Annotated in this window: 20 protein-coding genes; 9 read left to right on the forward strand and 11 right to left on the reverse strand. The window is 45.5% G+C overall.

From position 1 onward, the window contains the following. Positions 1–242 precede the first annotated feature (242 nt). Positions 243–503, reverse strand: coding sequence for a hypothetical protein (locus tag NDI35_RS13485; RefSeq protein ID WP_445313175.1), 261 nt, complete (start codon positions 501–503; stop codon positions 243–245). 88 nt (positions 504–591) lie between these two features. Between NDI35_RS13485 and NDI35_RS13490 the strand changes: the two genes are divergently transcribed. Next, positions 592–2,169: an adenylate/guanylate cyclase domain-containing protein gene (locus NDI35_RS13490; protein ID WP_445313176.1), complete on the forward strand. Its 1,578-nt coding sequence runs from the start codon at positions 592–594 to the stop codon at positions 2,167–2,169. 242 nt (positions 2,170–2,411) lie between these two features. Here NDI35_RS13490 and NDI35_RS13495 read toward each other — a convergent pair whose 3' ends face one another. The 4 genes from NDI35_RS13495 to NDI35_RS13510 all read right to left on the reverse strand — a co-directional run bounded on the left by NDI35_RS13495 (position 2,412) and on the right by NDI35_RS13510 (position 5,005). Continuing rightward, positions 2,412–2,921, reverse strand: coding sequence for a GNAT family N-acetyltransferase (locus NDI35_RS13495; protein ID WP_445313177.1), 510 nt, complete (start codon positions 2,919–2,921; stop codon positions 2,412–2,414). Positions 2,922–2,960: 39 nt separating this feature from the next. Further along, a complete protein-coding gene (locus NDI35_RS13500) occupies positions 2,961–4,025 on the reverse strand; it encodes a tetratricopeptide repeat protein (protein ID WP_445313178.1) in 1,065 nt (354 codons plus the stop codon). A 191-nt stretch (positions 4,026–4,216) separates the two neighbouring features. Continuing rightward, positions 4,217–4,483 (reverse strand): hypothetical protein, encoded by a 267-nt coding sequence (locus tag NDI35_RS13505; RefSeq protein WP_445313179.1) that lies wholly within the window; start codon positions 4,481–4,483, stop codon positions 4,217–4,219. 264 nt (positions 4,484–4,747) lie between these two features. Further along, the gene (locus NDI35_RS13510) at positions 4,748–5,005 is read right to left on the reverse strand and encodes a hypothetical protein (protein ID WP_445313180.1); all 258 of its coding nucleotides are present in this window, start codon (positions 5,003–5,005) and stop codon (positions 4,748–4,750) included. 297 nt (positions 5,006–5,302) lie between these two features. On the opposite strand from NDI35_RS13510, the gene NDI35_RS13515 reads away from it, so the two are divergent. Beyond that, positions 5,303–6,235: a LysR family transcriptional regulator gene (locus NDI35_RS13515; protein WP_445313181.1), complete on the forward strand. Its 933-nt coding sequence runs from the start codon at positions 5,303–5,305 to the stop codon at positions 6,233–6,235. A gap of 155 nt (positions 6,236–6,390) precedes the next feature. On the opposite strand, the gene NDI35_RS13520 is transcribed toward NDI35_RS13515, so the two are convergent. The 3 genes from NDI35_RS13520 to ispD form a co-directional block, all read right to left on the reverse strand. After that, positions 6,391–6,714 carry a hypothetical protein gene (locus NDI35_RS13520; protein ID WP_445313182.1) on the reverse strand — a complete coding sequence of 108 codons (324 nt, stop codon included), beginning with the start codon at positions 6,712–6,714 and terminating at the stop codon, positions 6,391–6,393. 5 nt (positions 6,715–6,719) lie between these two features. After that, positions 6,720–7,385, reverse strand: coding sequence for a Uma2 family endonuclease (locus NDI35_RS13525; protein ID WP_445313183.1), 666 nt, complete (start codon positions 7,383–7,385; stop codon positions 6,720–6,722). A 211-nt stretch (positions 7,386–7,596) separates the two neighbouring features. Further along, positions 7,597–8,289 (reverse strand): 2-C-methyl-D-erythritol 4-phosphate cytidylyltransferase, encoded by a 693-nt coding sequence (ispD, locus tag NDI35_RS13530; RefSeq protein WP_445313184.1) that lies wholly within the window; start codon positions 8,287–8,289, stop codon positions 7,597–7,599. A gap of 172 nt (positions 8,290–8,461) precedes the next feature. Here ispD and NDI35_RS13535 point away from each other — a divergent pair, with 172 nt between their 5' ends. Next, a complete protein-coding gene (locus NDI35_RS13535; RefSeq protein WP_445313234.1) occupies positions 8,462–9,424 on the forward strand; it encodes a glycosyltransferase family 9 protein in 963 nt (320 codons plus the stop codon). Positions 9,425–9,520: 96 nt separating this feature from the next. Here the strand turns inward: NDI35_RS13535 and NDI35_RS13540 are convergent, their stop codons facing one another. The 3 genes from NDI35_RS13540 to NDI35_RS13550 all read right to left on the reverse strand — a co-directional run bounded on the left by NDI35_RS13540 (position 9,521) and on the right by NDI35_RS13550 (position 11,762). After that, complete coding sequence (locus NDI35_RS13540; protein WP_445313235.1) at positions 9,521–10,240, reverse strand: response regulator transcription factor; 720 nt, start codon at positions 10,238–10,240, stop codon at positions 9,521–9,523. A 54-nt stretch (positions 10,241–10,294) separates the two neighbouring features. Next, on the reverse strand, positions 10,295–10,930 hold the full coding sequence (locus tag NDI35_RS13545) for an ATP-binding protein (protein WP_445313185.1): 636 nt from the start codon (positions 10,928–10,930) through the stop codon (positions 10,295–10,297). Positions 10,931–11,135: 205 nt separating this feature from the next. Further along, positions 11,136–11,762, reverse strand: a complete 627-nt coding sequence (locus NDI35_RS13550) for an ATP-binding protein (protein WP_445313186.1) — start codon at positions 11,760–11,762, stop codon at positions 11,136–11,138. Between the two features lie 344 nt (positions 11,763–12,106). On the opposite strand from NDI35_RS13550, the gene NDI35_RS13555 reads away from it, so the two are divergent. The 6 genes from NDI35_RS13555 to NDI35_RS13580 are packed head-to-tail and all read left to right on the forward strand — an operon-like array spanning position 12,107 to position 23,680. After that, positions 12,107–13,489 carry an NACHT domain-containing protein gene (locus NDI35_RS13555; RefSeq protein ID WP_445313187.1) on the forward strand — a complete coding sequence of 461 codons (1,383 nt, stop codon included), beginning with the start codon at positions 12,107–12,109 and terminating at the stop codon, positions 13,487–13,489. 1 nt (position 13,490) lies between these two features. Further along, the gene (locus tag NDI35_RS13560) at positions 13,491–15,848 is read left to right on the forward strand and encodes a WD40 repeat domain-containing protein (RefSeq protein ID WP_445313188.1); all 2,358 of its coding nucleotides are present in this window, start codon (positions 13,491–13,493) and stop codon (positions 15,846–15,848) included. A gap of 1 nt (position 15,849) precedes the next feature. After that, the gene (locus tag NDI35_RS13565) at positions 15,850–18,093 is read left to right on the forward strand and encodes a WD40 repeat domain-containing protein (RefSeq protein WP_445313189.1); all 2,244 of its coding nucleotides are present in this window, start codon (positions 15,850–15,852) and stop codon (positions 18,091–18,093) included. Position 18,094: 1 nt separating this feature from the next. Continuing rightward, positions 18,095–20,335: a WD40 repeat domain-containing protein gene (locus tag NDI35_RS13570; RefSeq protein WP_445313190.1), complete on the forward strand. Its 2,241-nt coding sequence runs from the start codon at positions 18,095–18,097 to the stop codon at positions 20,333–20,335. A 1-nt stretch (position 20,336) separates the two neighbouring features. Beyond that, the gene (locus NDI35_RS13575) at positions 20,337–22,556 is read left to right on the forward strand and encodes a beta-propeller domain-containing protein (protein ID WP_445313191.1); all 2,220 of its coding nucleotides are present in this window, start codon (positions 20,337–20,339) and stop codon (positions 22,554–22,556) included. Continuing rightward, positions 22,553–23,680: an ATP-binding protein gene (locus NDI35_RS13580; RefSeq protein WP_445313192.1), complete on the forward strand. Its 1,128-nt coding sequence runs from the start codon at positions 22,553–22,555 to the stop codon at positions 23,678–23,680. Before NDI35_RS13575 ends, NDI35_RS13580 begins: the two co-directional genes overlap by 4 nt. The last annotated feature ends 247 nt before the right edge of the window (positions 23,681–23,927 follow it).

Below are 23,927 nucleotides of genomic sequence, written 5' to 3' on the forward strand. Positions count from 1 at the left end.
ACTGTTGTCTGTTGTCTGTTGACTGTCGTTATTTATTGATTGTTAGATTTTGTTCGGTCAATTACCCATAAGGTTTGTAGTATAGACTTTAGTCAAGAGCCAAATTCTGAGGACTTTAGTCCTCACTACAAAAGTCTTTTTTGACAATCGTTCAAGCTAACATAAATATTAGTTGTCAATTTCCCACTCGCAATTCGCAATGCCCAATGCCCAATGCCCAATGCCCAATGCCCAATGCCCAATTAATACATTTGAGATTCAATTTCGTCAAAAGTAACAAAACGTTCACCGGGCAACAAAACGGGCTGCGAAGCAAAAATTACCTGGCCTCGATCGCTTCCTTGACTGACAACTACACCGGCCGGACGCTGCATCTGGTCGGAATGCACTTTTAGATACCTACCATAGGCCGAGCGAGCCGCTCGGATCAAATCGGGAGCTAGCAAACTGTGACTTTCGGAAGTTTCTATCGTGGGTTTTGGGTTGGGTTGGTATGGGTTCACTGGAAACTTATCATAATGGTATTAAGTCGAACTATTGGTGTTGCCACTAGAGCGATCGAACTTACCTTATTTTTTAAGAATAGACTAGGTGGAAATTATTAATAGATTAACCTACAATCCTCCCTTAGCTGCGATCGAACTGCAGCTGCGATCACTCCTTTCCGCTCAACTGTACGCTGCTGCGTGGGTAGATCCGTCCCCCGCAACGCTAATGGGGGTTTTCGAGCACTTGCGAACTCTCCGCTACATCCTCCACGACTACGTGCCCAGGCCCGTGTCCGAATCTCCGGCCAACCCGGGCGAGGTGCGCTACCAGTGGCAAACAGGCACCTTGCTGTTCACGGATTTGGCAGGGTTTACCTCGCTGTTGGAAGCGAATGCGACCCAGGGGCGCAAGGGAGCTGAAAGCCTGCTGGGCGTGATTAACGACTATTTTGCCTCGATGATTGAAATTGTTAGCAAATCGGGCGGGGATTTGCTGGAGTTTACCGGAGATGCGATGCTGGTGCAGTTTCCGTCAGGGGTTTACCAAGAGGATACAGCGAGGGCGGTGCGGGCGGGTTTGCGGATGCAGCGGGCGATGGCTGAATTTGCCAATATTGAAACGGCGCGGGGTGTTTTGTCTTTGAGGATGCGGGTGGGCATCCACTGCGGTCGCTATATTAGTGCTGACATCGGTACCCCGCTGCGGATGGCCCACGTACTGCTGGGGCATTCAGTCCCGCAAGCCAAGCAAGCTGAGGGTTCTGGAACTGTGGGGCGGGTGTGTGTGACTGAAACTGCTAGAGAGTCTTTGGGAGAGCAATTTCGTTTTGAACCCGGGAAACAGGGTTATTTTTTGGTGACGGACGATTTCACGGACGATCAACTCGGAGAGTATGATATCACTTTGACTGGGCGGCGGATGCCGAGTTCGGTATTACTCGATCGCAGCGTTGCGGGCTTGGTAAGCGAAATCGGGGAAGCTGTGAATCGGCTTGAACCCCTTGCTAGTTATATTCCTAAAACGATCCTGAGACTGCTGGTTGAAAATGCCGATCGGCGCAAAATACCGCCGGATTTTCCTGAACCGACAGTGATGTTTGTCAACTTGATTGGTTTACCAGAGTCTGTGGACAAAGCTTCACTGGAGGAAGAAGTCAATCTGGTAGTGGGTTTTTCTCGGGTGTTTGCGTTGATCGATGCTGTAGTGTCAGCTAAAGGGGGAGTGTTGCAAAAAGTAACGGCGCACTTAGACGGTTCGGATATGCTGATTTATTTTGGCGTGCCCGACGCTCACAGGGATGACGCCAGCCGCGCGGCTAGTGCGGCGATTGCGATCCGAGATATCATTGCAGGTTTGCCGCCAGTAATTATCGGCGGTGAAGATGTGGAAGTAAGCTGTCAAATTGGGCTGTCCCGGGGGCCGGTGTTTGCTGCTGAGGTTGGGGAACCGCGAGGGCGCAGGGAGTTTAATATCCTCGGCGATACGGTGAATACGGCGGCTCGGTTGATGAGCAAGGCGGGGGAAAACCAAATTTTGATTGGTGAAAGGGTGTGTGAGTCGATCGAGCTAAACTTCATTTGCGAGGCTTTGGGAGCTGTTTCTCTGAAGGGGAAATCTGCTCAAACTCCGATTTTTGCTTTGCAAGCTGCAAAAGGGGAGAAGGGAAAAGGGGGCGTTTAAATAACTTTGCTGGGCAATAGTTGTACAGGTTTTATGCTTCACAAAGGCAAGTACAGCCCAACCGCTTTCGACTGTGACTCCTAATGTTATTTTTATAATTTTTTACGATACATCACAATAAAAACCGCTACTTCGTCAGATCAGTTCCCGTTGCATCGGAATGATTTAACCGCAGAGAACGCAGAGCACACAGAGGGATATCAGAGAGAGATGAATAATTCCGATGAAGGGCGGAATTAATATCACTCGCATAGACTAAACTCCGATCGATACTTCACCGTGCCGCTGCAATCCTGCAAGGCTCCACTTTCTAACTCCAATACCATAAAAGCCTCATCGGGCACATCATATTCACATCCCAAGCTCTTTCTACTAGCAGGAATGAACCCAAAACGCGAATAGAAATCTGGATGACCAAGCACAACCACTGCCTGAAATCCCGATCGCCCGCACTCTTTTAAACCTTCCCGAATCAACAGCGTTCCTATACCTTGCCGCTGATAGTTGGGTAGAACTGCGACTGGCGCCAACCCCAGAAGCGACAAATTCCTAGAACATTTTCCTTCGACGAGAACCGGACTGAAGAAAATGTGTCCGACAACGCGATCGGATTGTACCGCAACGAAGGAAAATGTAGATGCAATTCCCCGCAATCGATCGACTAAGTTTGCCTCATTTTCTCGCCCGAATGCCAGAATATTAATATTCCGAACAGCTTCCACATCTTCTGGCTTTTCGGTACGGATATCCATAGCTTATATTGATTGATTGTTCTAGCAACTAACAGTCTATTATTGCGGTACAAGCTGACCGGAAGACAATCGCTTAATGCCCTCCATCGCTGTAGTTTCTCCGGCTTTGTCACCGCCCTCGCGGGCAATTTTTAAAGCTCCCTCGTAGGATTCTAGAGCTTGAGGATATTGACCGAGACTTTCATGAATTGCGCCCATATTGTTGAGCAAGCGTCCGATACTTGTCTTGTCGCCGATTGCTTCTAACATCGGTATTGCTTGCTGAAAATAGATCAGCGCTTGAGTATCTTTGCCGAGTTTGCGAGAGGTAAGTGCCATGTTGTTGAGGAGGCGGCCGACGCCAGCCCGGTCTCCGATTTCCCGGCGAATTGCTAAAGCTTGGTGGTAAAATTCCATCGCTCTATTAAAGTCGCCGATGTTGTAGTAGACGCCGCCCATGTTATTGAGGGTACGGCCTAAATCGCGCTGATCGCCGACGGCCGTACGAATTGTCCGCGCTTGCTGGTAAAATTCGATCGCCTTGGCGTAATCTACCTGTTCTGCGTACACGGCCGCGATGTTGTGGAGGGATTCTCCAATTTCAATTTGGTCGTCGGTAGTTTTGGCAAGTTCCAAAGCTTCTTGGTGCAGTTTCATCGCTTCGGAAAAATTGTCCCCAATCCGGTTCACGAAACCTATGAGATTGAGAGTGCGCGCGATACGACGCCCTCCGCTGATTTCTCGGTGAATGACTAAAGCTTGCCCCAAAACTTCCAAAGCTTTGGGCCTCAAACCCATTTCGCCATAAACTTCCCCCATATTGTTGAGGGTTTCGCCAATTCCCGCTTGGTCGCCGAGTTGCTTGCGGATTGCCAAAACTTGCTCAAAAGTCTCGATTGCTTCTCGAAACAAACCCTCGCGGTGCTGTTTTACTCCTGTTTCAAAGAGTGCGTCTGCTTGCGTTTTGGGGTCAGTTGCCTGAGCGCGATCGCTCGCTTGGGCGCGCCTCGCATTTATAATTGGGGCATAAGCCCGGGCGTCTGAAATTGCCAGCAAGCTGAGTGCGGGCGATAAGACAATACTTATAGCTGCGAGATAGCTGAAGTGATAAGAGCGGCAGTGCACCGATCGAGTCCTCCAATAGCTAAGTGATAACTATTAAGATAGAGCTTTTTGGGGTGTTCCTGCCAAATTTTTTCTCAATCCCTAGGTTCCGATACCAGTTTCAAAAAAGAAGGCAACTGTAGACCTGTGCTTCAAACCCATACACAATCAGTAGTTCCCAATTCTTCAATCCAAAATCTAAAATCTAAAATCTAAAATCCCATGACTGGGTTTTTGTCTTGCCTGAGTGTCAGAATCAGCGGCATATTGTTGAGAGCGGATATGACAGCAAAGTTTTTGCTGGGTGCAAGCGATGCTTTTTCCTGGCTGTGCAAGATGATGTCCTGTTGGTCAAGTGTGATCCAAGCAATTCCTGACAAAACTTGAATTTCTTGATGAGTTTGAGGCAATCTGTATACCTCGTTTTCCGTCAAAATAATGCGCTCTGGCGCTGCACATTCGGAATATCTTTGAAGCATACCATCTCCTTTGGAATTAACACTCAAAAATCGCCAAAATTTTTCCAACTTTCCTAGTGATGAGTTCACCAAAATCCTTGATAATCGCAAACCATCCATAAAACTATTCTCCACAGAGCCAACAATTTATATCAACTTTGCTGCAAACATTTGTGTCATCAAAAAATCACAATTTTTAAGAAAATTCGTAGGCTTGGGTTCGCCAAAATCTTTGATAACTGCAAATAATCTACAAAAACCTGTCGCTACACAACCAACAAACTACTATTGGCAATAACGCCGATCGATCCAAGCGCGCATTTCATCATCCGTCGCCACACAGGTAGAACGACCAGTTGCCCGATCGCAACCGTGCCACCAAGTGTTACCATAGCGATCGCACGTCTGCCAAATCCTCAGTTCGTCCTCACTAGAAATGAGGTAGAGCAAAAACTGCCGAATTTGATTTATAGCTGAAAAGAGAAATGGCCCTTTCTGTTGTTCGGATGGTTTAGCTTGATCGGCAATCGAAAAAAAACTCATTATTCTGGGGTGTATCCGACTTTTGTAAGTAGACATAGCCAACACCTTAAAGGGATAATTCTTACAAAAATTGCACCAATAAAATGCCAAGAAATAGCTTTTAACTGCAATATTTTCATCGCAATTACAGCACAATATTGTTGTCGTGCAAGTCCTGTAAAAGTCTATCTGTTACCTGATAAATTAACCTTAACTCTGGGGCAATTGACAATCAAAGCATTGCTTGCATAGGTTGTATGAATAAAATCGATATATCGAAGCCCTTGTGACAATTTGGGTACTACTGGCACAAACGCTATGAACGAAATCAATACGCGGCGGATGAAACTCTCTCAGATTCAAGCTTTGATAGCTGTAGCAGACTGTGAAAACTTTAGCGAGGCGGCTTTGCAATTGGAACTGTCCCAATCCGCCGTCAGCCACGCCATCGCCTCTTTAGAAACAGAATTGGGAGTGCAATTGTTCCACCGGGGGCGACACGGTGCTCAACTGACGCCAGTGGGGGAAAGGGTAGTGAGTCACGGGCGTCAAATAGCCTGCGCCTTAGAAATGATGGTCAAAGAAGCGGATTTAGAAAAAGGTTTGCAGGGAGGCCAGGTACGGATAGTTACTTTTCGGAGTGTCGCAACTCATATCCTACCGGGTATTATTGCTAAATTTCGCAGTTGCTTTCCCAAAATTACGGTTAGCATTACCGAAGTTTATTATACCCAAGCTGTGGAAGAGGCTTTGCGATCGGGCAAAGCAGACATCGGCTTTGTCTCTCTTCCCATCTCCGATGAATTTGAAACTAGAGAAATTTTGCGGGATAAATATGTTGTGTTGCTGCCGCCAACTGCCAAATTGTCAAGTGCTAAGATTACCTGGAAAGAATTAGCGGCTTATCCGTTGATTTTGCAGCCGGTCGAAAATGCTTGTTCTGTACCGCTGCGAAAATATTTGACAACTTCGGGGTTTCCCTTAAATATCGCTTACGAACTCAGCGAAGATTCAACTATTGTCAGTATGGTGATGCAAGGTTTGGGTACAGCAATTCTTCCCCGTTTGGCTGCGGAACCGATACCTACTTCGGTGAAAGTTTGCAGTTTGCCTGCGGATTTTGAGAGGGTAATTGGGGTGGCTGTTTTGAGGGATGGGTTGTTGATTCCGGCAGTCTTTGCGTTTTTGGATGTAGTTAAAAGTGCGATAGAGGTTGATAGTGAGGGCGATTTTCCGATTAATCCTTCATGAGAAACCTAAATCAGTTGTTATTGGTTATTGGTTAGATTTGGATATTTTAACCGCAGATATCAGCGGATGAACACAGATGAACGCGGATGGGATTTTATCTGCGTTCATCTGCGGTTAAAAAAAATCGCCTAACCAATAGTACGATCGCTGATTGCCTACTTCATGCGCTTTGCCACAAGACTAGAACTGTCGCCTTGGTGGAATTTGATTCGACCGTCTACCGAGTTTTTATCCTTTAATTTGAGCCAACCGCTACCAGATGCAGGATCGTTCTCGTCATTACCGTCCCATGTAAACTCAAATCGCTGATCCTTTCCATCTTTTACCACTTCGCCGTCAATTTCACCTGATACTAAACCGAATTGAAATTCTCCTGAACCTGTTTGATCGAGCTCGATATAGGCTTCAACTTCCATGTCCAAGTAATCACTATCCCACAGTGCCATCTCTGTGATCCGCCATTTACCGCTATATTGCATTGCTTTCATCCTCCACTTGTATTATTAATATTTGTCATCTCTCTCACCCAGTTGCGGAAATTCACCTCCGCTTCTACTTCATCTACCTGCGCTGCTGCCAAGAATTCGTAGAGCTTTTCCTTGGGTACGATCGGAAAAGTGGGGCTGACAGATACTTCCAAATACTCATCGTTCTCTAGCTTATAAATTCGCCATTCTCTACCATTGTACCGCCAAAACTCCGGTACTCCCATACTGGCATAGAGAGCAGGCTTTTTAATATCGGTATGGGTGATATCTATTTCTACGACTAAATCCGGTGGCGGATCTGTTGCTAAATCTACTGTACGACCGGCTACGAGGGGCTGATTTTGGATGTAATAGGCATTATCTGGTTCTGCACCGCGCTCTAAGTCCGATCGATCTAAGGTTGTCGAACCCATTGTTTTAATTTTTAAACCTAGCTCTACTACCAAAATCCGAATCAAAAGTTCGATTAAGCGTGCTGAAAATTCGTGTTCTTCTAAAGGCATGGTAATTTCTAAAATCCCTCGATCGAATGTCAATCTAGCCGATCGTCGATCGCCTAAAATCTGTAGCAGTTGTTGATAACCCTGCCAAGTAATATGTCTAAACACTACTCGCTGTTCGCCTATGGGTAACGGTGGTGCGATCGGGGCAACAGAAATCATATGTTTACTTCCCAATATGATATTTCTAAGATAACATAAGGAACAGGCAAGATGCCTGTTCCACAACTAACAAATTATTATTTAACAGGCAAGATGCCTGTTCCATAACTAACAAATTATTATTTAACAGGCAAGATGCCTGTTCCACAACTAACAACTTTTTGAGTGTGGAACGGGCATCTTGCCTGTCCTTAAAAATACTCAACAAATTCTATTTACTCTTATCTGTTCTCTGTCGCAAAATAAATTCCGCTAGTGCTAAATCAACGGGGGTTGTGACTTTCAAATTCGTCTCTTCTCCCTCCACAATTTGCACGGGTAAACCGCATTTTTCAAACAAAGCCGCATCGTCGGTCACTTCCCAACCTTTTTGTCGCCCTTCTTCGTGACACTGCTTTAACAATTTCACTTCAAATCCTTGGGGAGTCTGGGCTGCCCACAAATTGCGTCTGTCTGGGGTGTCTCGCACGATCCGACGCTCATCTACGACCTTAATCGTATCCTTGACCGGGACGGCGACAATCAAGCCCGGACAGGTCAAGAGGGCCTCTGCAGATCGATCGAACAATTCAGCAGTTGCCAAACACCTCGCGCCGTCGTGAATCAACACTCGATCGCCCGACGGAGGCAAAGCCTGCAAACCGTTGTAAACTGACTCTTGCCTGGTGGCGCCTCCTTTAATCAGTTCCACGGGCTTAACCAAAGATAAATCGCTCACAATTGCTTTAAAATCAGGAAAATCGTCTGGCTGGCCCATGATGCCAATCCAGCTAATGTGCTGCGAAGCTTCAGCAGCAGCCAAAGTCCAACTCAGCAAAGGTTTTCCCAGCAAAGTCAGCAGCAGTTTGTTCCGCTGACTCCCCATCCGTCGCCCCGAACCCGCTGCAGGAATTAATAAGTGCATTTACTAACCGTTTTTAACCCAACTAGATATATATAATAAGAGCGTCCTGTACTTTTGAGTCAGTTGTTTAGCTGTCAGCCAGTAGCTTTTAAGGTCTAGAAATACTATAAGCTGATAGTTGAGAGCCGATCTCTGAGAGCTACCTCGATCAATAATAGCCCGATCGTTTATGATGCGAATACTAGCACTTGTCCCTGGCGGGATTGGCGACCAAATTTTATTTTTCCCCACTCTTGATGACCTCAAGCAGTCTTATCCCGACGCGCAAATTGATGTCATCGTGGAACCGAGGGCAAAGGGTGCTTACCGAGTCTGCAAATCCGTCAAAGAAGTCTTGACGTACAATTTCAAAGACCGCAACGCTATGGCAGATTTGGGCAATTTACTGGGCGTAATTCGCGATCGCGAATACGAAGCAGTTATTTCCCTCGGCCAGCGGTGGACTGTAGGGCTGCTGCTGTGGCTGACCGGCATTCCGCAGAGAGTTGGCTATTCGGGAACCAACGGTGCTCGATTTCTCACTGCTGCTGTACCGCTGAAAACAGAACAGTACGCGGCTTCAATGTACCACGATTTGCTGCAAGGATTCAACATTACAAATCCTTGTCCGCCACTAGCAATTAATGTACCAAAACAGGACATTCAGTGGGCGGAAGCCGAACAGCAGCGGTTGGGCGTAAAAGAAAGCGGCTACATTTTGATTCACGGCGGTTCGAGTCAATTAGCTGTGTCTAAAGGTATTGACAAAATTTACCCTACAGACAACTGGAAGCAAATCATCGAAGACTGTCAGCAGCGGCAGCCGAATTTGCCTGTTGTTGTTGTGAAAGGCCCAGAAGATGCAGAGTTCGTGACAAAGTTAGTCGAGTTATGTCCGAATGTAAAAGTTATCTCGCCGGATGATGTCGGCAAGTTGGCTGCCACCATTGCTGCTGCTAATTTGATGATATGTACTGACAGTGCGCCGATGCACTTAGCTGTGGCGGTTCAAACTTATACAATAGCTTTGTTTGGCCCGACTGAACCGGCGAAATTGCTGCCAAAGAGCGATCGATTTTTGGGCATTAAATCTCCTACTGGCAAAATGGCAGACATCTCTCCTCAAGATGTTTTGAAGAAGGTTTGGGGCGGCTAAAAACTAGGATATCTTAGCTGGTTCCCAGGCCGATCCTGGGAACCCATATCTAGAGGCTAGGTTTTTCACAAAATCAAGTGGTTAATGCCGATGAGCTTAGCAAATTGCCATTGCCGTGCGCGAGGGCGGCTCGAACCTGTAACCGTAACCCCGAATTGTTTTAATAAACTGCGACGCAGTAGCATCAACTTGAATCATTTTCTTGCGAATCTGACCGATATGTACCCTAACAACTTGCTCTTCTCCTGTGTCCTGGCAGTTCCACCCCCAAATTTTTTCGATTAGCTGTTGGCGACTCCAAGATTGACCCGAATGACTTGCTAAAAAATACAAGATATTAAATTCCAAGGTTGTTAACTTGAGAATGCGATCGTTCAGTGTTGCTTCCCGACGCGCTGAATCGATCGCGAATTGATCGAATACAATACGTGATGGAGTGACAGGCCTCATGCGTCTCAACACAACTTCTATACGAATTGCCAACTCCTCCAGACCAAATGGTTTGCAGATATAGTCATCAGCACCTGCCGACAGGACTTTAAGTTTATCAGCTTCGTCTGTGCGGCTGCTTAGCATAATCGCAAATACATTAGTACGGCGCTGCATTTCCTGGCAGAGGTGATAGCCTGTAGTATCCGGCAAATTCCAATCGAGAATTACTAACACAGGCTTGAATTTCTCAAACACTGCTAAAGCCGTCTCGCCATCTGCTGCCGAATCTACTTGATATTTCTGATTTAAAAAGCGATGAACTAGATTGCGGATGGATGGGTCATCATCCACAACGAGAATCTTGGGAGTAGTATTAGTAATCATCACAAAAAAGTTCCTTTCTGTTGTCAATGCAAAGCTGGCAATTTCAGAACAGCTTTAGTGAAGAGTAAAGGCCAGGTCGTTCCAACTAAACAGAGTTTTTTCGGGCAATTCTTCTTTCAGCTTGGTCTTGAGGTCAAAAGGCTTGCCCCAATCCCATATTTCGATCTCTAGGCGTTCGTTAAATACTGCGATCGCCAGTTCTATTTTCGGAGTTTCCAATGACAAATTTTTGCGGGCGTGGCGAACAGCATGGGCAAAACCCTCGATCGCAGCAAGTTTACAAAGCTGCAAAACTGCTTCGGGAATGGGTAGAAGCTCTAAAAAAAACTGCTCGACCCACCATAAAACTTGAGTAACCGCCTGGAGATCGCTATTTACTTGAATCTTTATTTTGTGAAGTGGCTGGTTATAACTTGGCTCGGATTGGGGATTTCGTTGCTCTTGAAGCCAGTTAAAGCTGTGTAAAAGGTCGATCGCACGCTTAAAAATACTAGCTTGAGTGCTAGGTTGGGGTGGTACTATACCGGGCTGAAAATATTTGACAATTAACAGACAGTTTCGACCGGCCGACGTGCGGGTATAACTTAGCTCATCGGCAATTTTGCCAATAAGTTTTATACCTATTTTGCCTATTTCATCGATTTCGCTAAAATTTTCGTCACGGTGCGAATTTTCTAAGTTAGAGTTCATAACGGTTTTCTCTGCTAAATATTGATGTTTTTTGTTTGTACAGATATCCTACTGAAGGAAAAAGGGAGAATGTAGGGCATACAAGGTGAGTCTTAATTTGCGATATGCCCTAATTTTGAGGGCATATCGGGCAGGAGATTAAAACCTATCGGCTCTAGTCAGGCAGCACTAATTAAAGAATGATTTGCAGATATAGTCATCTTTGCTAAAACATAAGTTCCAGCTCCTTCAAACCGAACGGCTCTTTTGCTTGCGATTGTTCAATTTCAACTTTGCTTGGGAAATTAAGAGGCTTTCCCCAATCCCAAATTTGAATTTCTATGCGTTCGTTAAAAACTGCGATCGCAAGATCGATAGGAGTGTTTGATGGCATATTTTTGTGGTGGTGAATAGCATTGATAAACCCCTCGACCGTCGCAAGTTTACAAAGCTGCAAAACTTCTTCGGGAAGTGGTAGATTCTCTAACTGTTCGACCCACCATAAAACTTGAGTGACAGTGGCCATGTCACTATTGAGTTGAAGAGTAATTTTTTGCAGTGGCTGGTTAGAACTGCGATCGGATTGGCTAGTTTTTTGCTCTTTCAGCCAGTTGAAGATGTTTAAAGTATCGGTCGCTCGCTTAAAACAACCAGCTTGAGTGCTAGGGTGAGGTAGTACAGGCTGAAAATATTTTACAATTAACAGACAGTTTCGACGGTCAGAAGTGTGGGTATAACTAAGCTCATCGGCAATTTGGCTAATAATTTTTATACCTATCCCAAGTGACGGGATTTCATCCATTTTGCTAAAATCTTCGTCACCGTGTGAGTTTCCCAATAATTTAAAATTCATTTGACTGACCTCTCTTGTTTATCAATAACTGCTTCTCTGTGTTCTGATCAAATCATCGCATCACTTTAATTGAGTGAAGTTGACCAGAGGTATAAAGTTAGGTCTATTAGAGGTCGGTATAATCAAAGTATACTCAAGGTATAATTAAACGACTGTCATGCAGAGTCCCTATCCTTGGCAAGAATCAGGACTGGGAAGCATCCCAGCCGTCTAAGAGATCCTTGGCTAGGCTCAGGATGATTTAAGTGCAGGACACGTAAGTTGTAATAAAGTTAAATTAGGGGTTAACCTAGATGGATTGGCAAGAATTCCTTAGACGCGAATCTGGGACACATGAATTATCGATGGAACAAACAGAAACATTATTAGCGCTATTCTCTTCTGAAAAAGCAGCCCTAAATCAGGCACAGCTTTCAGTAGAATTAAGCATATCAGAACCTACTGTAAAACAGCGGATGGGAGAGATTTACAGGAAGTTTTCATCCAGTTTTCCTGAACTTTCTGACCAACAAGGTGCGGGAAAGTTGAAGATTCTGCAGACTAAATTGATACAGAAGTATTATCAACCATCACAACCAGTAGTTCCCACCCAAGCTTCTAACTCATCTCCCTACCCTGAAGAATTTATATCGTTAATAGAAGAAAAAATTCGCAGGTTTTGCGGACGCCAATTTGTTTTTGAGACTTTTCAGCAATTTATGAACGCAAACCCTCACGGTTATTTTACGATCGTCGGGGATGCAGGAATGGGCAAAAGTTCGATCGTTGCCAAATACGTCTCTGAACATAAATCTCCCTGCTATTTCAATATTCTCGTCGAACGGCGCAACAGACCAGAATTGTTTTTGAAGAGCATTCGTCGGCAATTAATTGACCGCTATCAATTGCAAAATTCAGAAGACGCCGATTTACCAACTTTACTGGCAAGGGCGGCGGCAAAACTCACTGGTACTGAACGTTTGGTAATTGCAGTTGATGCACTGGATGAAGTCGAACAAGAACCGGGAGGAAATCTTTTACATTTACCGAAAAATTTGCCCACTAATGTATATTTTCTGCTGACTAGGCGACCCTATAGCCTCGATAAAAAGCGATTGTTAGTAGATGCTCCCGAAGAAGAGTTAGATTTAAGAGATAGCCAGTATGTTAATTTCAATCAGGATGATATAAAAGAATATATTCGCTTTGTTATCAATACTGATTCTGACCATAAAAAGGGACTGAGAAACTGGATTCAAACCCGCAACATTCCCGATACAACTTTTGTCGAACAAGTGGCAAACAAGAGCGAAAACAATTTTATGTATTTGCGGTATGTTTTGCCAGCAATTGCTAAAGGCGTTTACAATGACTTGAGTTTAAAGCAATTGCCAGACGGGTTGCTAGAGTATTATCAAAGCCATTGGGTAAAGATGGGGATGGAAGCTCAGCCAGGGCAATTGATGGAGAATGTCTTGTATATTTTACTAGAGATTGGCACGCCGATTCCCTGCAAGATGATTGCTGGAATTGCCAAGGTGGATGAATGCGATGTGGGAAAGGTTGTAGAAGATAAGTGGGTTGAGTATTTGAAAAAGCAGAATGTAGAGGGAGAAATCTGCTACACCATCTATCATGCTAGTTTCCTTGACTTTCTGAAAGGCAAACGGGAGATGGATTCAAAGCGGAAGATTTTTAAAGAAGTAAATCAACGGATTGCTGAGTATTTAGAAGAGGGGTTGGGGTGAAATGGGAGAATTTGCTGACAAGTTAGCGACCAAACCACTTTTCTATCAACGTGCTTATCTGGGCAGCTTACTGCCAAATTATGTCAAGTCAGGTAATTTAGAAAAGTATTATCAAAAACTGACTGATTTTAACTTTCTGATGGCAAAGATTCAGCATCCTGAGTTTGGGGTGCAGGCACTGATTGATGATTTTAATTTGGTTGACGCTTCAGAAGCAGTAACTCACCCAGAATACAACCCAGAAAAAGCGAAAGCCCTGAACTTGATTCAAGCGGTACTGTGGATGTCAGCCGATATTTGGGAGCGAGATAAAACGCAACTGGCAGGGCAATTGTTAGGGCGCTTGCTGCACTTTAACATTCCGGAAATTCAGGCAATGCCAGAGGTAGCAAAACAGTGGAAAGCAGAACCTTGGTTGCGTCCTTTGACACCCTGTTTAAGTCCCCCTCGTAGGGGATTGCTACGCACCCTCGAAGGTCACAGCGACTCGGTAAATGGAGTAGCTGTCACTGCTGATGGCAAGCGGGCGATTTCGGGTTCATCGGACAACACCCTCAAAGTCTGGGACTTAACAACTGGAAAGGAACTTTTTACTCTCAAAGGTCACAGGGACTGGGTAAAGGCAGTCGCTGTTACTCCTGATGGCAAGCTGGCGATTTCTGGTTCAGTTGACAAAACCTTCAAAGTCTGGGATTTAACCACTGGAAAGGAACTGTTTACTCTCAATGGTCACAGATACTTAGTAAAAGCACTAGCCATAACTCCTGATGGCAAGTGGACGATTTCTGGTTCATGGAACAACACCCTTAAAGTCTGGGATTTAATCACTGGAAAGGAACTGTTTACTCTCAGAGGTCACAGCCACTCGGTAAATGCAGTCGCTGTCACGGAGGATGGCAAAAGGGCAATTTCTAGTTCATCGGACAAAACCCTCAAAGTCTGGGATTTAACCACTGGAAAGGAAGAGTTTACTCTCAGAGGTCACAGCCACTCGGTAAATGCAGTCGCTGTCACGGAGGATGGCAAGCGGGCAATTTCTGCTTCTTTCGACAACACCCTCAAAGTCTGGGATTTAACCACTGGAAAGGAAGAGTTTACTCTCAAAGGTCATAGCAACTTGGTAAATGCAGTTGCCGTCACTGCTGATGGCAAACGAGCAATTTCTGGTTCGTGGGACAAGACCATCAAAGTCTGGGATTTAACAACTGGAAAGGAACTGTTTACTATCAAAGGTCATAGCGACTTGGTAAATGCAGTTGCCGTCACTGCTGATGGTAAGCGGGCGATTTCTGGTTCAGATGACAAGACCATCAAAGTCTGGGATTTAACAACTGGAAAGGAAGAGTTTACTCTCCAAGTTCACAGATACACAGTCCATGCAGTTGCTGTCACTGCTGATGGCAAACTGGCGATTTCTGGTTCACATGACAAAACCCTCAAAGTCTGGAATTTAAGCACTGGAAAGGAACTCTTTACTCTCAAAGGTCATAGCTACTCGGTAAATGCAGTTGCGGTCACGGAGGATGGCAAAAGGGCGATTTCTGGTTCAAAAGACAACACCCTCAAAGTCTGGGATTTAACAACTGGAAAGGAACTGTTTACTCTCCACAGCTACTCGGTAAATGCAGTTGGTGTCACGGAGGATGGCAAACGGGCGATTTCTGGTTCAAAAGACAACACCCTCAAAGTCTGGGATGTAACAACTGGAAAGGAACTGTTTACTCTCCCCAACTACTCGGTAAATGCAGTTGCTGTCACTCCTGATGGCAAACGGGCAATTTCGGGTTCAGATGAAAACATCCTCAAAGTCTGGGATTTAACAACTCGAAAGGAAGAGTTTACTCTCAAAAGTCACAGCTACCCGGTAAATGCAGTTGCTGTCACTGCTGATGGCAAACGGGCGATTTCTGGTTCATCGGACAACACCCTCAAAGTCTGGGATTTAACAACTCGAAAGGAAGAGTTTACTCTCAAAGGTCATAGCTACTCGGTAAATGCAGTGGGTGTCACTGCTGATGGCAAAAGGGCGATTTCTGGTTCAAAAGACAACACCCTAAAAGTCTGGGATGTAACAACTGGAAAGGAACTGTTTACTCTCAAATGTCACAGCGACTCGGTAAAAGCAGTAGCCATCACCCCCGACGGCAAACGGGCAATTTCTGGTTCAGATGACAACACTATCAAAGTCTGGGATTTGTCGAGTGGAAATATCATTGCCAGTTTTACAGGTGAAAGTTCGATCGCCTGTTGCGCTATTGCACCCGATGAAGTCACAATTGTCGCAGGCGACGCATCCGGCCGCGTATATTTCCTGCGACTAGAAGGGATTACTGAGTATTTAGAAGAGGGGATGGCGTGAGATGGGAGAATTTGCTGACAAGTTAGCGGCCAAACCCCTTTCATATCAACGTGCTTATCTGGGCAGCTTACTGCCCAATCATGTCAAGTCAGGTCATTTAGAAAAGTATTATCAAAGACTGACAGATTTTAACTTTCTAATGGCAAAGATTCAGCATCCTGAATTTGGGGTGCCGGCACTGATTGATGATTTCAATTTGGTTGACGATTCAGAAGCAGTAACTCACCCAGAATACAACCCAGAAACAGCGAAAGCCCTGAACTTGATTCTAAGGGTACTGTGGATGTCAGCCGATATTTGGGAGCAAGATAAAACGCAACTGGCAGGGCAATTGTTAGGGCGCTTGCTGCATTTTAACATTCCGGCTATTCAGGCAATGCCAGAGGTAGCAAAACAGTGGAAAGCAGAACCTTGGTTGCGTCCTTTGATACCCTGTTTAACTCCCCCTGGCAGGGGACTACTACGCACCCTCGAAGGTCACAGCAACTCGGTAAATGCAGTCGCTGTCACTGCTGATGGGAAGCGAGGGATTTCTGGTTCATCGGACAACACCCTCAAAATCTGGGATTTAACAACTGGAAAGGAAGAAGTTACTCTCAAAGGTCACAGTCACTGGGTAAATGCAGTCGCAGTCACGGAGGATGGCAAAAGGGCGATTTCTGGTTCGTGGGACAACACTCTGAAAGTCTGGGATTTAACAATTGGAAAGGAAGAGTTTACTCTTACCGGTCACAGCAACTCAGTATATGCAGTTGCTGTCACTGCTGATGGCAAGCGGGCAATTTCTGCTTCTTTCGACAACACTCTCAAAGTCTGGGATTTAACAACGGGAAAGGAACTGTTTACTCTCAAAGGTCACAGCGACTTCGTAAAAGCAGTTGCCGTTAGTGCTGATGGCAAGAGGGCAATTTCTGGTTCATCGGACACCACCATCAAAGTCTGGGATTTAACAATTGGAAAGGAAGAGTTTACTCTCAAAGATCACAGCAATTCAGTATATGCAGTTGCCGTCACTGCTGATGGGAAGAGGGCGATTTCTGGTTCAGCGGACAACACCCTAAAAGTCTGGGATTTAACAACTCGAAAGGAAGAGTTTACTCTCAAAGGTCACAGCAACTCAGTATATGCAGTTTCCGTCACTGTTGATGGGAAGAGGGCGATTTCTGGTTCGTCGGACAACACCATCAAAGTCTGGGATTTAACAACTCGAAAGGAAGAGTTTACTCTCAAAGGTCACAGCAAGTGGGTAAATGCAGTCGCTGTCACCCCCGATGGCAAGCGGGCGATTTCTGGTTCAAGAGACAAAACCCTCAAAGTCTGGGATTTAACTACTGGAAATGAACAGTTTACTCTCAAAGGTCACAGCTACTTGGTAAATGCGGTAGCCGTCACTGCTGATGGGAAGCAGGCGATTTCTGGTTCAAGAGACAAAACCCTCAAAGTCTGGGATTTAACTACTGGAAAGCAAGAGTTTACTCTCAAAGGTCACAGCTACTCAGTAAATGCAGTCGCCGTCACCCCTGATGGCAAGCGGGCGATTTCTGGTTCAAGAGACAAAACCCTCAAAGTCTGGGATTTAACAACTCGAAAGGAAGATTTTACTCTCAAAGGTCACAGCTACTCAGTAAATGCAGTCGCCGTCACCCCTGATGGCAAGCGGGCAATCTCTGGTTCAAGAGACAAAACCCTCAAAGTCTGGGATTTAACCACTCGAAAGGAAGAGTTTACTCTCAAAGGTCACAGCGACTGGGTAAAAGCAGTCGCCGTCACCCCCGATGGCAAGCGGGCGATTTCTGCTTCTTTGGACAACACCCTTAAAGTCTGGGATTTAACAATTGGAAAGGAAGAGTTTACTCTCGAAGCTCACGGCCAATTGGTAACAGCAGTCGCCGTCACCGCTGATGGCAAGTGGGCAATTTCTGGTTCGTGGGACAACACCCTCAAAGTCTGGGATTTAAGAACTAGAAACGAAGAGTTTACTCTAAAAGATCACAGCGACTCGGTAAATATAGTAGCCGTCACTGCTGATGGGAAGCGGGCGATTTCCGGTTCAGATGACAACACTATCAAAGTCTGGGATTTGTCGAGTGGAAATGTCATTGCCAGTTTCAGGGGTGAAAGTTCGATCGCCTGTTGCGCTATTGCACCCGATGGAGTCACAATTGTGGCAGGCGACGCATCCGGTCGCGTATATTTCTTGCGACTAGAAGGGATTACTGAATATTTAGAAAAGGGGATGGTCTGAGATGGGAGAATTTGCTGACAAGTTAGAGGCCAAACCACTTTTCTATCAACGTGCTTATCTGGGCAGCTTACTCCCAAATTATGTCAAGTCAGGGAATTTAGAAAAGTATTATCAAAGACTGACAGATTTTAATTTTCTGATGGCAAAGCTTCAGCATCCTGAATTTGGACTACAGGCGCTTATTGATGATTTTAATTTAGTTGACGATTCAGAAGCAGTAACTAACCCCGAGTACAATCCAGAAAAAGCGAAGGTCCTGAACTTGATTGAAGCGGTCTTGTGGATGTCAGCCGAGATTTTGGATGAAGATAAGACAAAACTGGCAGAACAGTTAGGGCGCTTACGCTACTTTAAAATGCCAGAGATTCAGGCAATGCTGGAGGTAGGAAAGCAGTGGAAAGCAGCACCTTGGTTGCGTCCTTTGGCACCCTGTTTAACTCCCCCTTGCACGGGGCTACTAGGCACCCTCGAAGGTCACAGCAAGTCAGTAAATGCAGTTGCTATCACAGAGGATGGCAAGCGGGTGATTTCTGGTTCCTCGGACAACACCATAAAAATCTGGAATTTAAGCACTGGAAAGGAACAGTTTACTCTCACAGGTCACAGGAACTCGGTAAATGCAGTTGCTATCACCCCCGATGGCAAGCGGGTAATTTCTGGTTCATCGGACAACACCATAAAAGCCTGGAATTTAAGCACTGAAAAGGAAGAGTTTACTCTCACCGGTCACAGCAACTCAGTCAATGCAGTCGCCGTGACTGCTGATGGCAGGCGGGCAATTTCTGGTTCATCGGACAAAACTCTCAAAGTTTGGGATTTAACCACTCAAAAGGAGCTGTTTACTCTCGAAGGTCATAGCAACTCAATATATGCAGTAGCCATCACGAAGGATGGCAAAAGGGCGATTTCTGGTTCGTGGGACAAAACCCTAAAAGTCTGGGATTTAATCACTGGAAAGGAAGAATTTACTCTCAAAGGTCACAGCTACTCAGTACATACAGTAGCCGTGACTGCTGATGGCAAGCGGGCAATTTCTGGTTCAAGAGACAACACGCTCAAAGTCTGGAATTTAACAACTCGAAAGGAAGAATTTACTCTCAAAGGCCACAGCTACCCAGTATATACAGTTGCTGTCACTGCTGATGGAAAACGGTTGATTTCTGGTTCAAGAGATAAAACCCTAAAAGTTTGGGATTTAATAACCAGAAACCAATCGTTTATTCTCGCAGGCCACAGCGGCTGGGTATATGCAGTAGCCGTCACGGAGGATGGGAAACAGGCGATTTCTAGTTCAAGAGACAACAGCATCAGAGTCTGGGATTTAACAACTCAAAAGGAAGAGTTTACTTCTCAGAGCCATACCTACTCGGTAAATGCAGCCGCTATCACGGAGGATGGGAAGCGGGCGATTTCTGGTTCAAGAGACAGCACGCTCAAAATCTGGGATTTAACCACTCGAAAGGAGCTGTTTACTCTCGAAGGTCATAGCAACTCAGTATATGCAGTAGCCGTCACTGCTGATGGGAATCGGGCGATTTCTGGTTCCTCGGACACAAACCTCAAAGTCTGGAATTTAACAACTCGAAAGGAAGAATTTACTCTTAGAGGTCACAACCACTCAGTCAATGCAGTAGTCGTCACTGCTGATGGCAAAAGGGCAATTTCTGGTTCAGAGGACAAAACTGTAAAAGTCTGGGATTTAACAACTCGAAAGGAAGAGTTTACTCTCACTGGTCACAGCTACTCGGTAAATGCGGTAGCCCTCACCGCTGATGGCAAACGGGCAATTTCTGGTTCAGAGGACAAAACGGTAAAAGTCTGGGATTTAGCAACTCGAAACGAACTATTTACTCTCGTAGGCCACAGCGACTCAGTATATTCAGTCGCCCTCACTGCTGATGCCAAGTGGGCAATTTCTGGTTCAGAGGACAAAACCCTCAAAGTCTGGGATTTAACAACTCGAAAGGAAGATTTTACTCTCAAAGGTCACAGCGACTCAGTAAAAGCAGTAGCCATCACCCCCGATGGCAAGCGGGCGATTTCTGGTTCAAGAGACAAAACCCTCAAAGTCTGGGATTTAACGACTGGAAATGTGATTGCTAGTTTCACTGGTGAAAGTTCGATCGCCTGTTGCGCTGTTGCACCCGATGGAGTCACAATTGTCGCAGGCGACGCCTCCGGCCGCGTATATTTCCTGCGGCTAGAAGGGATTACTGACTATTTAGAAGAGGGGATGGCGTGAGATGGGAGAATTTGCTGACAAGTTAGAGGCCAAACCACTTTTCTATCAACGTGCTTATCTGGGCAGCTTACTCCCAAATTATGTCAAGTCAGGGAATTTAGAAAAGTATTATCAAAAACTGACAGATTTTAACTTTCTGATAGCAAAGATTCAGCATCCTGAGTTTGGGGGGCAGGCACTGATTGATGATTTCGATTTGGTTGACGCTTCTGAAGCAGTAACTCACTCAGAATACAACTTAGAAAAAGCGAAATCCCTGAACTTGATTCAAAGGACACTGAGGTTATCGGCACATATTTGGGAGCGAGATAAAACGCAACTGACCGGGCAATTGTTAGGTCGCTTATTGTACTTTGAAATGCCTCCGATTCAGGCAATGCTGGAGGTAGCAAAGGAGTGGAAAGCAGCAGCTTGGTTGCGTCCTTTGACACCCTGTTTAACTCCCCCTCGCAGGGGATTGCTACGCACCATTGAAGGTCACAGCAACTCGGTAAATGCAGTCGCTGTCACTGCTGATGGCAAGCAGGCAATTTCTGGTTCAGGAGACTACACCGTCAAAGTCTGGGATTTAACAACTGGAAAGGAACAGTTTACTCTCACAGGTCATAGAAACTCAGTAAATGCAGTAGCCGTCACTGCCGACGGCAAGCGGGCAATTTCTGGTTCGTGGGACAACACCCTCAAAGTATGGGATTTAAACACTGGAAAGGAACTGTTTACTCTCAAAGGTCATAGCAACTCAGTAAATTCAGTAGCAGTCACTGCTGATGGCAAGCGGACAATTTTTGGTTCTTTTGACAACACCCTTAAAGTCTGGGATTTAACAACTGGAAAAGAAGAATTTACTCTCAATGGTCATAGCGACTCAGTAAATGCAGTAGCCGTCACGGATGATGGCCAACGGTCGATTTCTGCTTCAAGAGACAAAACCCTCAAAGTATGGGATTTAACCACTGGAAAGGAAGAGTTTACTCTCAAAGGTCACAGCAACTCAGTAAATGCAGTAGCCGTCACGAATGATGGCAAGTTGGTAATTTCTGGTTCATCCGACAAAACCATCAAAGTCTGGGATTTAACGACTCGAAAGGAACTATTTACTCTCAGAGGTCATAGCGACTTGGTAAATGCAGTAGCCGTCACTGCTGATGGCCAGCGGGCAATTTCTGGTTCGTGGGACAACACCCTCAAAGTTTGGGATTTAACCACTGGAAAGGAAGAGTTTACTCTCGAAGGTCACAGCGGCTCAGTAAATGCAGTAGTCGTCACTGCTGATGGCCAGCGGGCAATTTCTGGTTCATCCGACAAGACCATCAAAGTCTGGGATTTAACCACTGGAGATGAACTATTTAATTTCAAAGGTCACAGCCACTGGGTAAATGCAGTAGCTGTCACTGCTGATGGTAAGCGGGCAATTTCTGGTTCGTGGGACAACACCATCAAAGTCTGGGATTTAACAACTCAAAAGGAACCGTTTACTCTCGAAGGTCACAGCAACTGGGTAAATGCAGTAGCCATCACGGATGATGGCAAGCGGGCAATTTCTGGTTCAGATGACAACAGCATCAAAATCTGGGATTTAACAACTGGAAAGGAAGAATTTACTTTCAAAGGTCGCAGAAATTTGGTAAAAGCAGTCGCCATCACTCCCGATGGGAAGCGGGCAATTTCTGGTTCAGATCACAACAGTATCAAAGTCTGGGATTTAACAAATGGAGATGAACTCTTTACCCTCGAAGGTCACAGCGACTGGGTAAATGCAGTAGCCGTCACAGATGATGGCAAGCGGGCGATTTCTGGTTCATCCGACAAGACCATCAAAGTCTGGGATTTAACAACTGGAAAGGAACAGTTTACTCTCGAAGGTCACAATAACTGGGTAAATGCAGTAGCTGTCACGGATGATGGCAAGCGGGCGATTTCTGGTTCTTTGGACAACACCATCAGAGTCTGGGATTTAACAACTGGAAAGAAACTCAAAGATCATAGCAATTCGGTATATGCAGTAGCCGTCACTGCTGATGGCAAGCGGGTAATTTCTGGTTCAAGAGACAACACCCTCAAAGTCTGGGATTTGTCGAATGGAAATGTCATTGCTAGTTTCACGGGTGAAAGTCCGATCGCCTGTTGCGCCATTGCACCCGATGGACTGACAATGGTGGCAGGCGACGAATCCGGTCGCGTATATTTCCTGCGGCTAGAAGGGATGGAGGAACTAACATGAATTCCTCACCTCTGCCAACACCCATCTCTACTGCTGCTTACCCAAAAGAATTTCAGCAACTCCTGCGAGAAAAAACCGAGAATTTTGCAGGGCGCAAGTTTGTATTTTCTGCCATTTCCGACTTTCTGGACTCCCACAGCCGCGGTTATTTCACAATAGTCGGCACTCCCGGCTGCGGCAAAAGTTCCATCCTCGCCCAATATGTCAGGGCCCATCCTCGCAGTATCTATTACAACGCTGCAGTTGAGGGCAAAAATCGAGCTGAAGATTTTCTCGCTTCTGTCTGCACTCAACTGATTGACAAATACCTTGCCGCCAATGGGGAAACATCGGAAATTGTCAAGCTCAAATCTCAACTTCAAAATCTCGAATCCGATGATGGGAGTTGGTTTCTGTCTTTGTTGCTTCAGCAAATTAGCGATAAATTAAACGATCGCCAAAAGTTGATAATAGTCATTGATTCTGTAGACGCGATCGCCCGCACGAGTCAGCCTCCGAGCACAAATCTGTTTTATCTGCCGAGATATTTGGGCGATCGTACTTATTTTATCCTCGCCCGCCGCCCGTTTTTGAGAGAGAAATCCGGTTTGTTAATTGAAACGCCCTCTCAAACTCTCGATTTAAGAGATTATCCCGCCCAAAATCGGGAAGATGTCCTTAACTACATTCAGCAATACCTATCAACCGCACCCGATTTAACTCAACCCGAATTCTGCCAACAACTCGCCACTGTCAGCGAAAACAATTTCATGTATCTGAGTCAGATGCTAAGGGCGATCGGCGAGAATCCACACCCCGATGCTACTCTGGGAGAGTCCTCACTTCTCTCTGAACTTCCTCCCGGTTTAGCAGCGTATTATCAAAGCCACTGGCTGCGGATGAGAGGTGATGGCTTATCGGCAGTTGACTTGTCTGTGCTCAATGTTTTGGTAAAATCCCCAACAGGTTTGTCTGTAAGTGCGATCGCCAATATAATTGATCAGGATGAATACGATGTTGAAAAAACATTAGACAATTGGATCGAGTTATTAAATAAACAAGAAATTGGAGGAGAAATTTGCTATAGTTTGTATCATAATATTTTCCGCGAATGGTTAGGCAAACACTCTATTTTAGAATCATGATGAGGACAAGGCAGTGTCCATTGGAGTCAACTTCACGTTACACCGATAGTCCGACAGGGGTTGAAACCCCTGCCTCAAAGCTAAAGTCCTCTAAAAGAGGACTAATGAATGAGTCAGTCCTCTTTTAGAGGACTTTCGCTATTAGACAGGGAATTCATTCCCTGGCGGGCTGGCGGGTAGGCGGGAGGACTAGCGGAGGAAAAGCTTAAGTAATATCAATTCCGATGCCACCGAGTTTTATATTATA

The organism is Microcoleus vaginatus FACHB-2002 (assembly GCF_040004035.1).
In the GTDB taxonomy this organism is placed as follows: Bacteria; Cyanobacteriota; Cyanobacteriia; order Cyanobacteriales; family Microcoleaceae; genus Microcoleus; species Microcoleus vaginatus_C.

Excerpts from the sequence above, each read along its gene's own strand:
- NDI35_RS13555 (WP_445313187.1), top strand. The coding sequence starts at position 12,107 with ATGGAACAAACAGAAACATTATTAGCGCTATTCTCTTCTGAAAAAGCA.
- NDI35_RS13510 (WP_445313180.1), bottom strand. The coding sequence starts at position 5,005 with ATGAGTTTTTTTTCGATTGCCGATCAAGCTAAACCATCCGAACAACAG.
- NDI35_RS13505 (WP_445313179.1), bottom strand. The coding sequence starts at position 4,483 with ATGCTTCAAAGATATTCCGAATGTGCAGCGCCAGAGCGCATTATTTTG.
- NDI35_RS13540 (WP_445313235.1), bottom strand. The coding sequence starts at position 10,240 with ATGATTACTAATACTACTCCCAAGATTCTCGTTGTGGATGATGACCCA.
- NDI35_RS13535 (WP_445313234.1), top strand. The coding sequence starts at position 8,462 with ATGCGAATACTAGCACTTGTCCCTGGCGGGATTGGCGACCAAATTTTA.
- NDI35_RS13580 (WP_445313192.1), top strand. The coding sequence starts at position 22,553 with ATGAATTCCTCACCTCTGCCAACACCCATCTCTACTGCTGCTTACCCA.
- NDI35_RS13525 (WP_445313183.1), bottom strand. The coding sequence starts at position 7,385 with ATGATTTCTGTTGCCCCGATCGCACCACCGTTACCCATAGGCGAACAG.
- ispD (WP_445313184.1), bottom strand. The coding sequence starts at position 8,289 with ATGCACTTATTAATTCCTGCAGCGGGTTCGGGGCGACGGATGGGGAGT.
- NDI35_RS13565 (WP_445313189.1), top strand. The coding sequence starts at position 15,850 with ATGGGAGAATTTGCTGACAAGTTAGCGGCCAAACCCCTTTCATATCAA.
- NDI35_RS13545 (WP_445313185.1), bottom strand. The coding sequence starts at position 10,930 with ATGAACTCTAACTTAGAAAATTCGCACCGTGACGAAAATTTTAGCGAA.
- NDI35_RS13550 (WP_445313186.1), bottom strand. The coding sequence starts at position 11,762 with ATGAATTTTAAATTATTGGGAAACTCACACGGTGACGAAGATTTTAGC.
- NDI35_RS13560 (WP_445313188.1), top strand. The coding sequence starts at position 13,491 with ATGGGAGAATTTGCTGACAAGTTAGCGACCAAACCACTTTTCTATCAA.
- NDI35_RS13495 (WP_445313177.1), bottom strand. The coding sequence starts at position 2,921 with ATGGATATCCGTACCGAAAAGCCAGAAGATGTGGAAGCTGTTCGGAAT.
- NDI35_RS13570 (WP_445313190.1), top strand. The coding sequence starts at position 18,095 with ATGGGAGAATTTGCTGACAAGTTAGAGGCCAAACCACTTTTCTATCAA.
- NDI35_RS13575 (WP_445313191.1), top strand. The coding sequence starts at position 20,337 with ATGGGAGAATTTGCTGACAAGTTAGAGGCCAAACCACTTTTCTATCAA.
- NDI35_RS13515 (WP_445313181.1), top strand. The coding sequence starts at position 5,303 with ATGAACGAAATCAATACGCGGCGGATGAAACTCTCTCAGATTCAAGCT.
- NDI35_RS13520 (WP_445313182.1), bottom strand. The coding sequence starts at position 6,714 with ATGCAATATAGCGGTAAATGGCGGATCACAGAGATGGCACTGTGGGAT.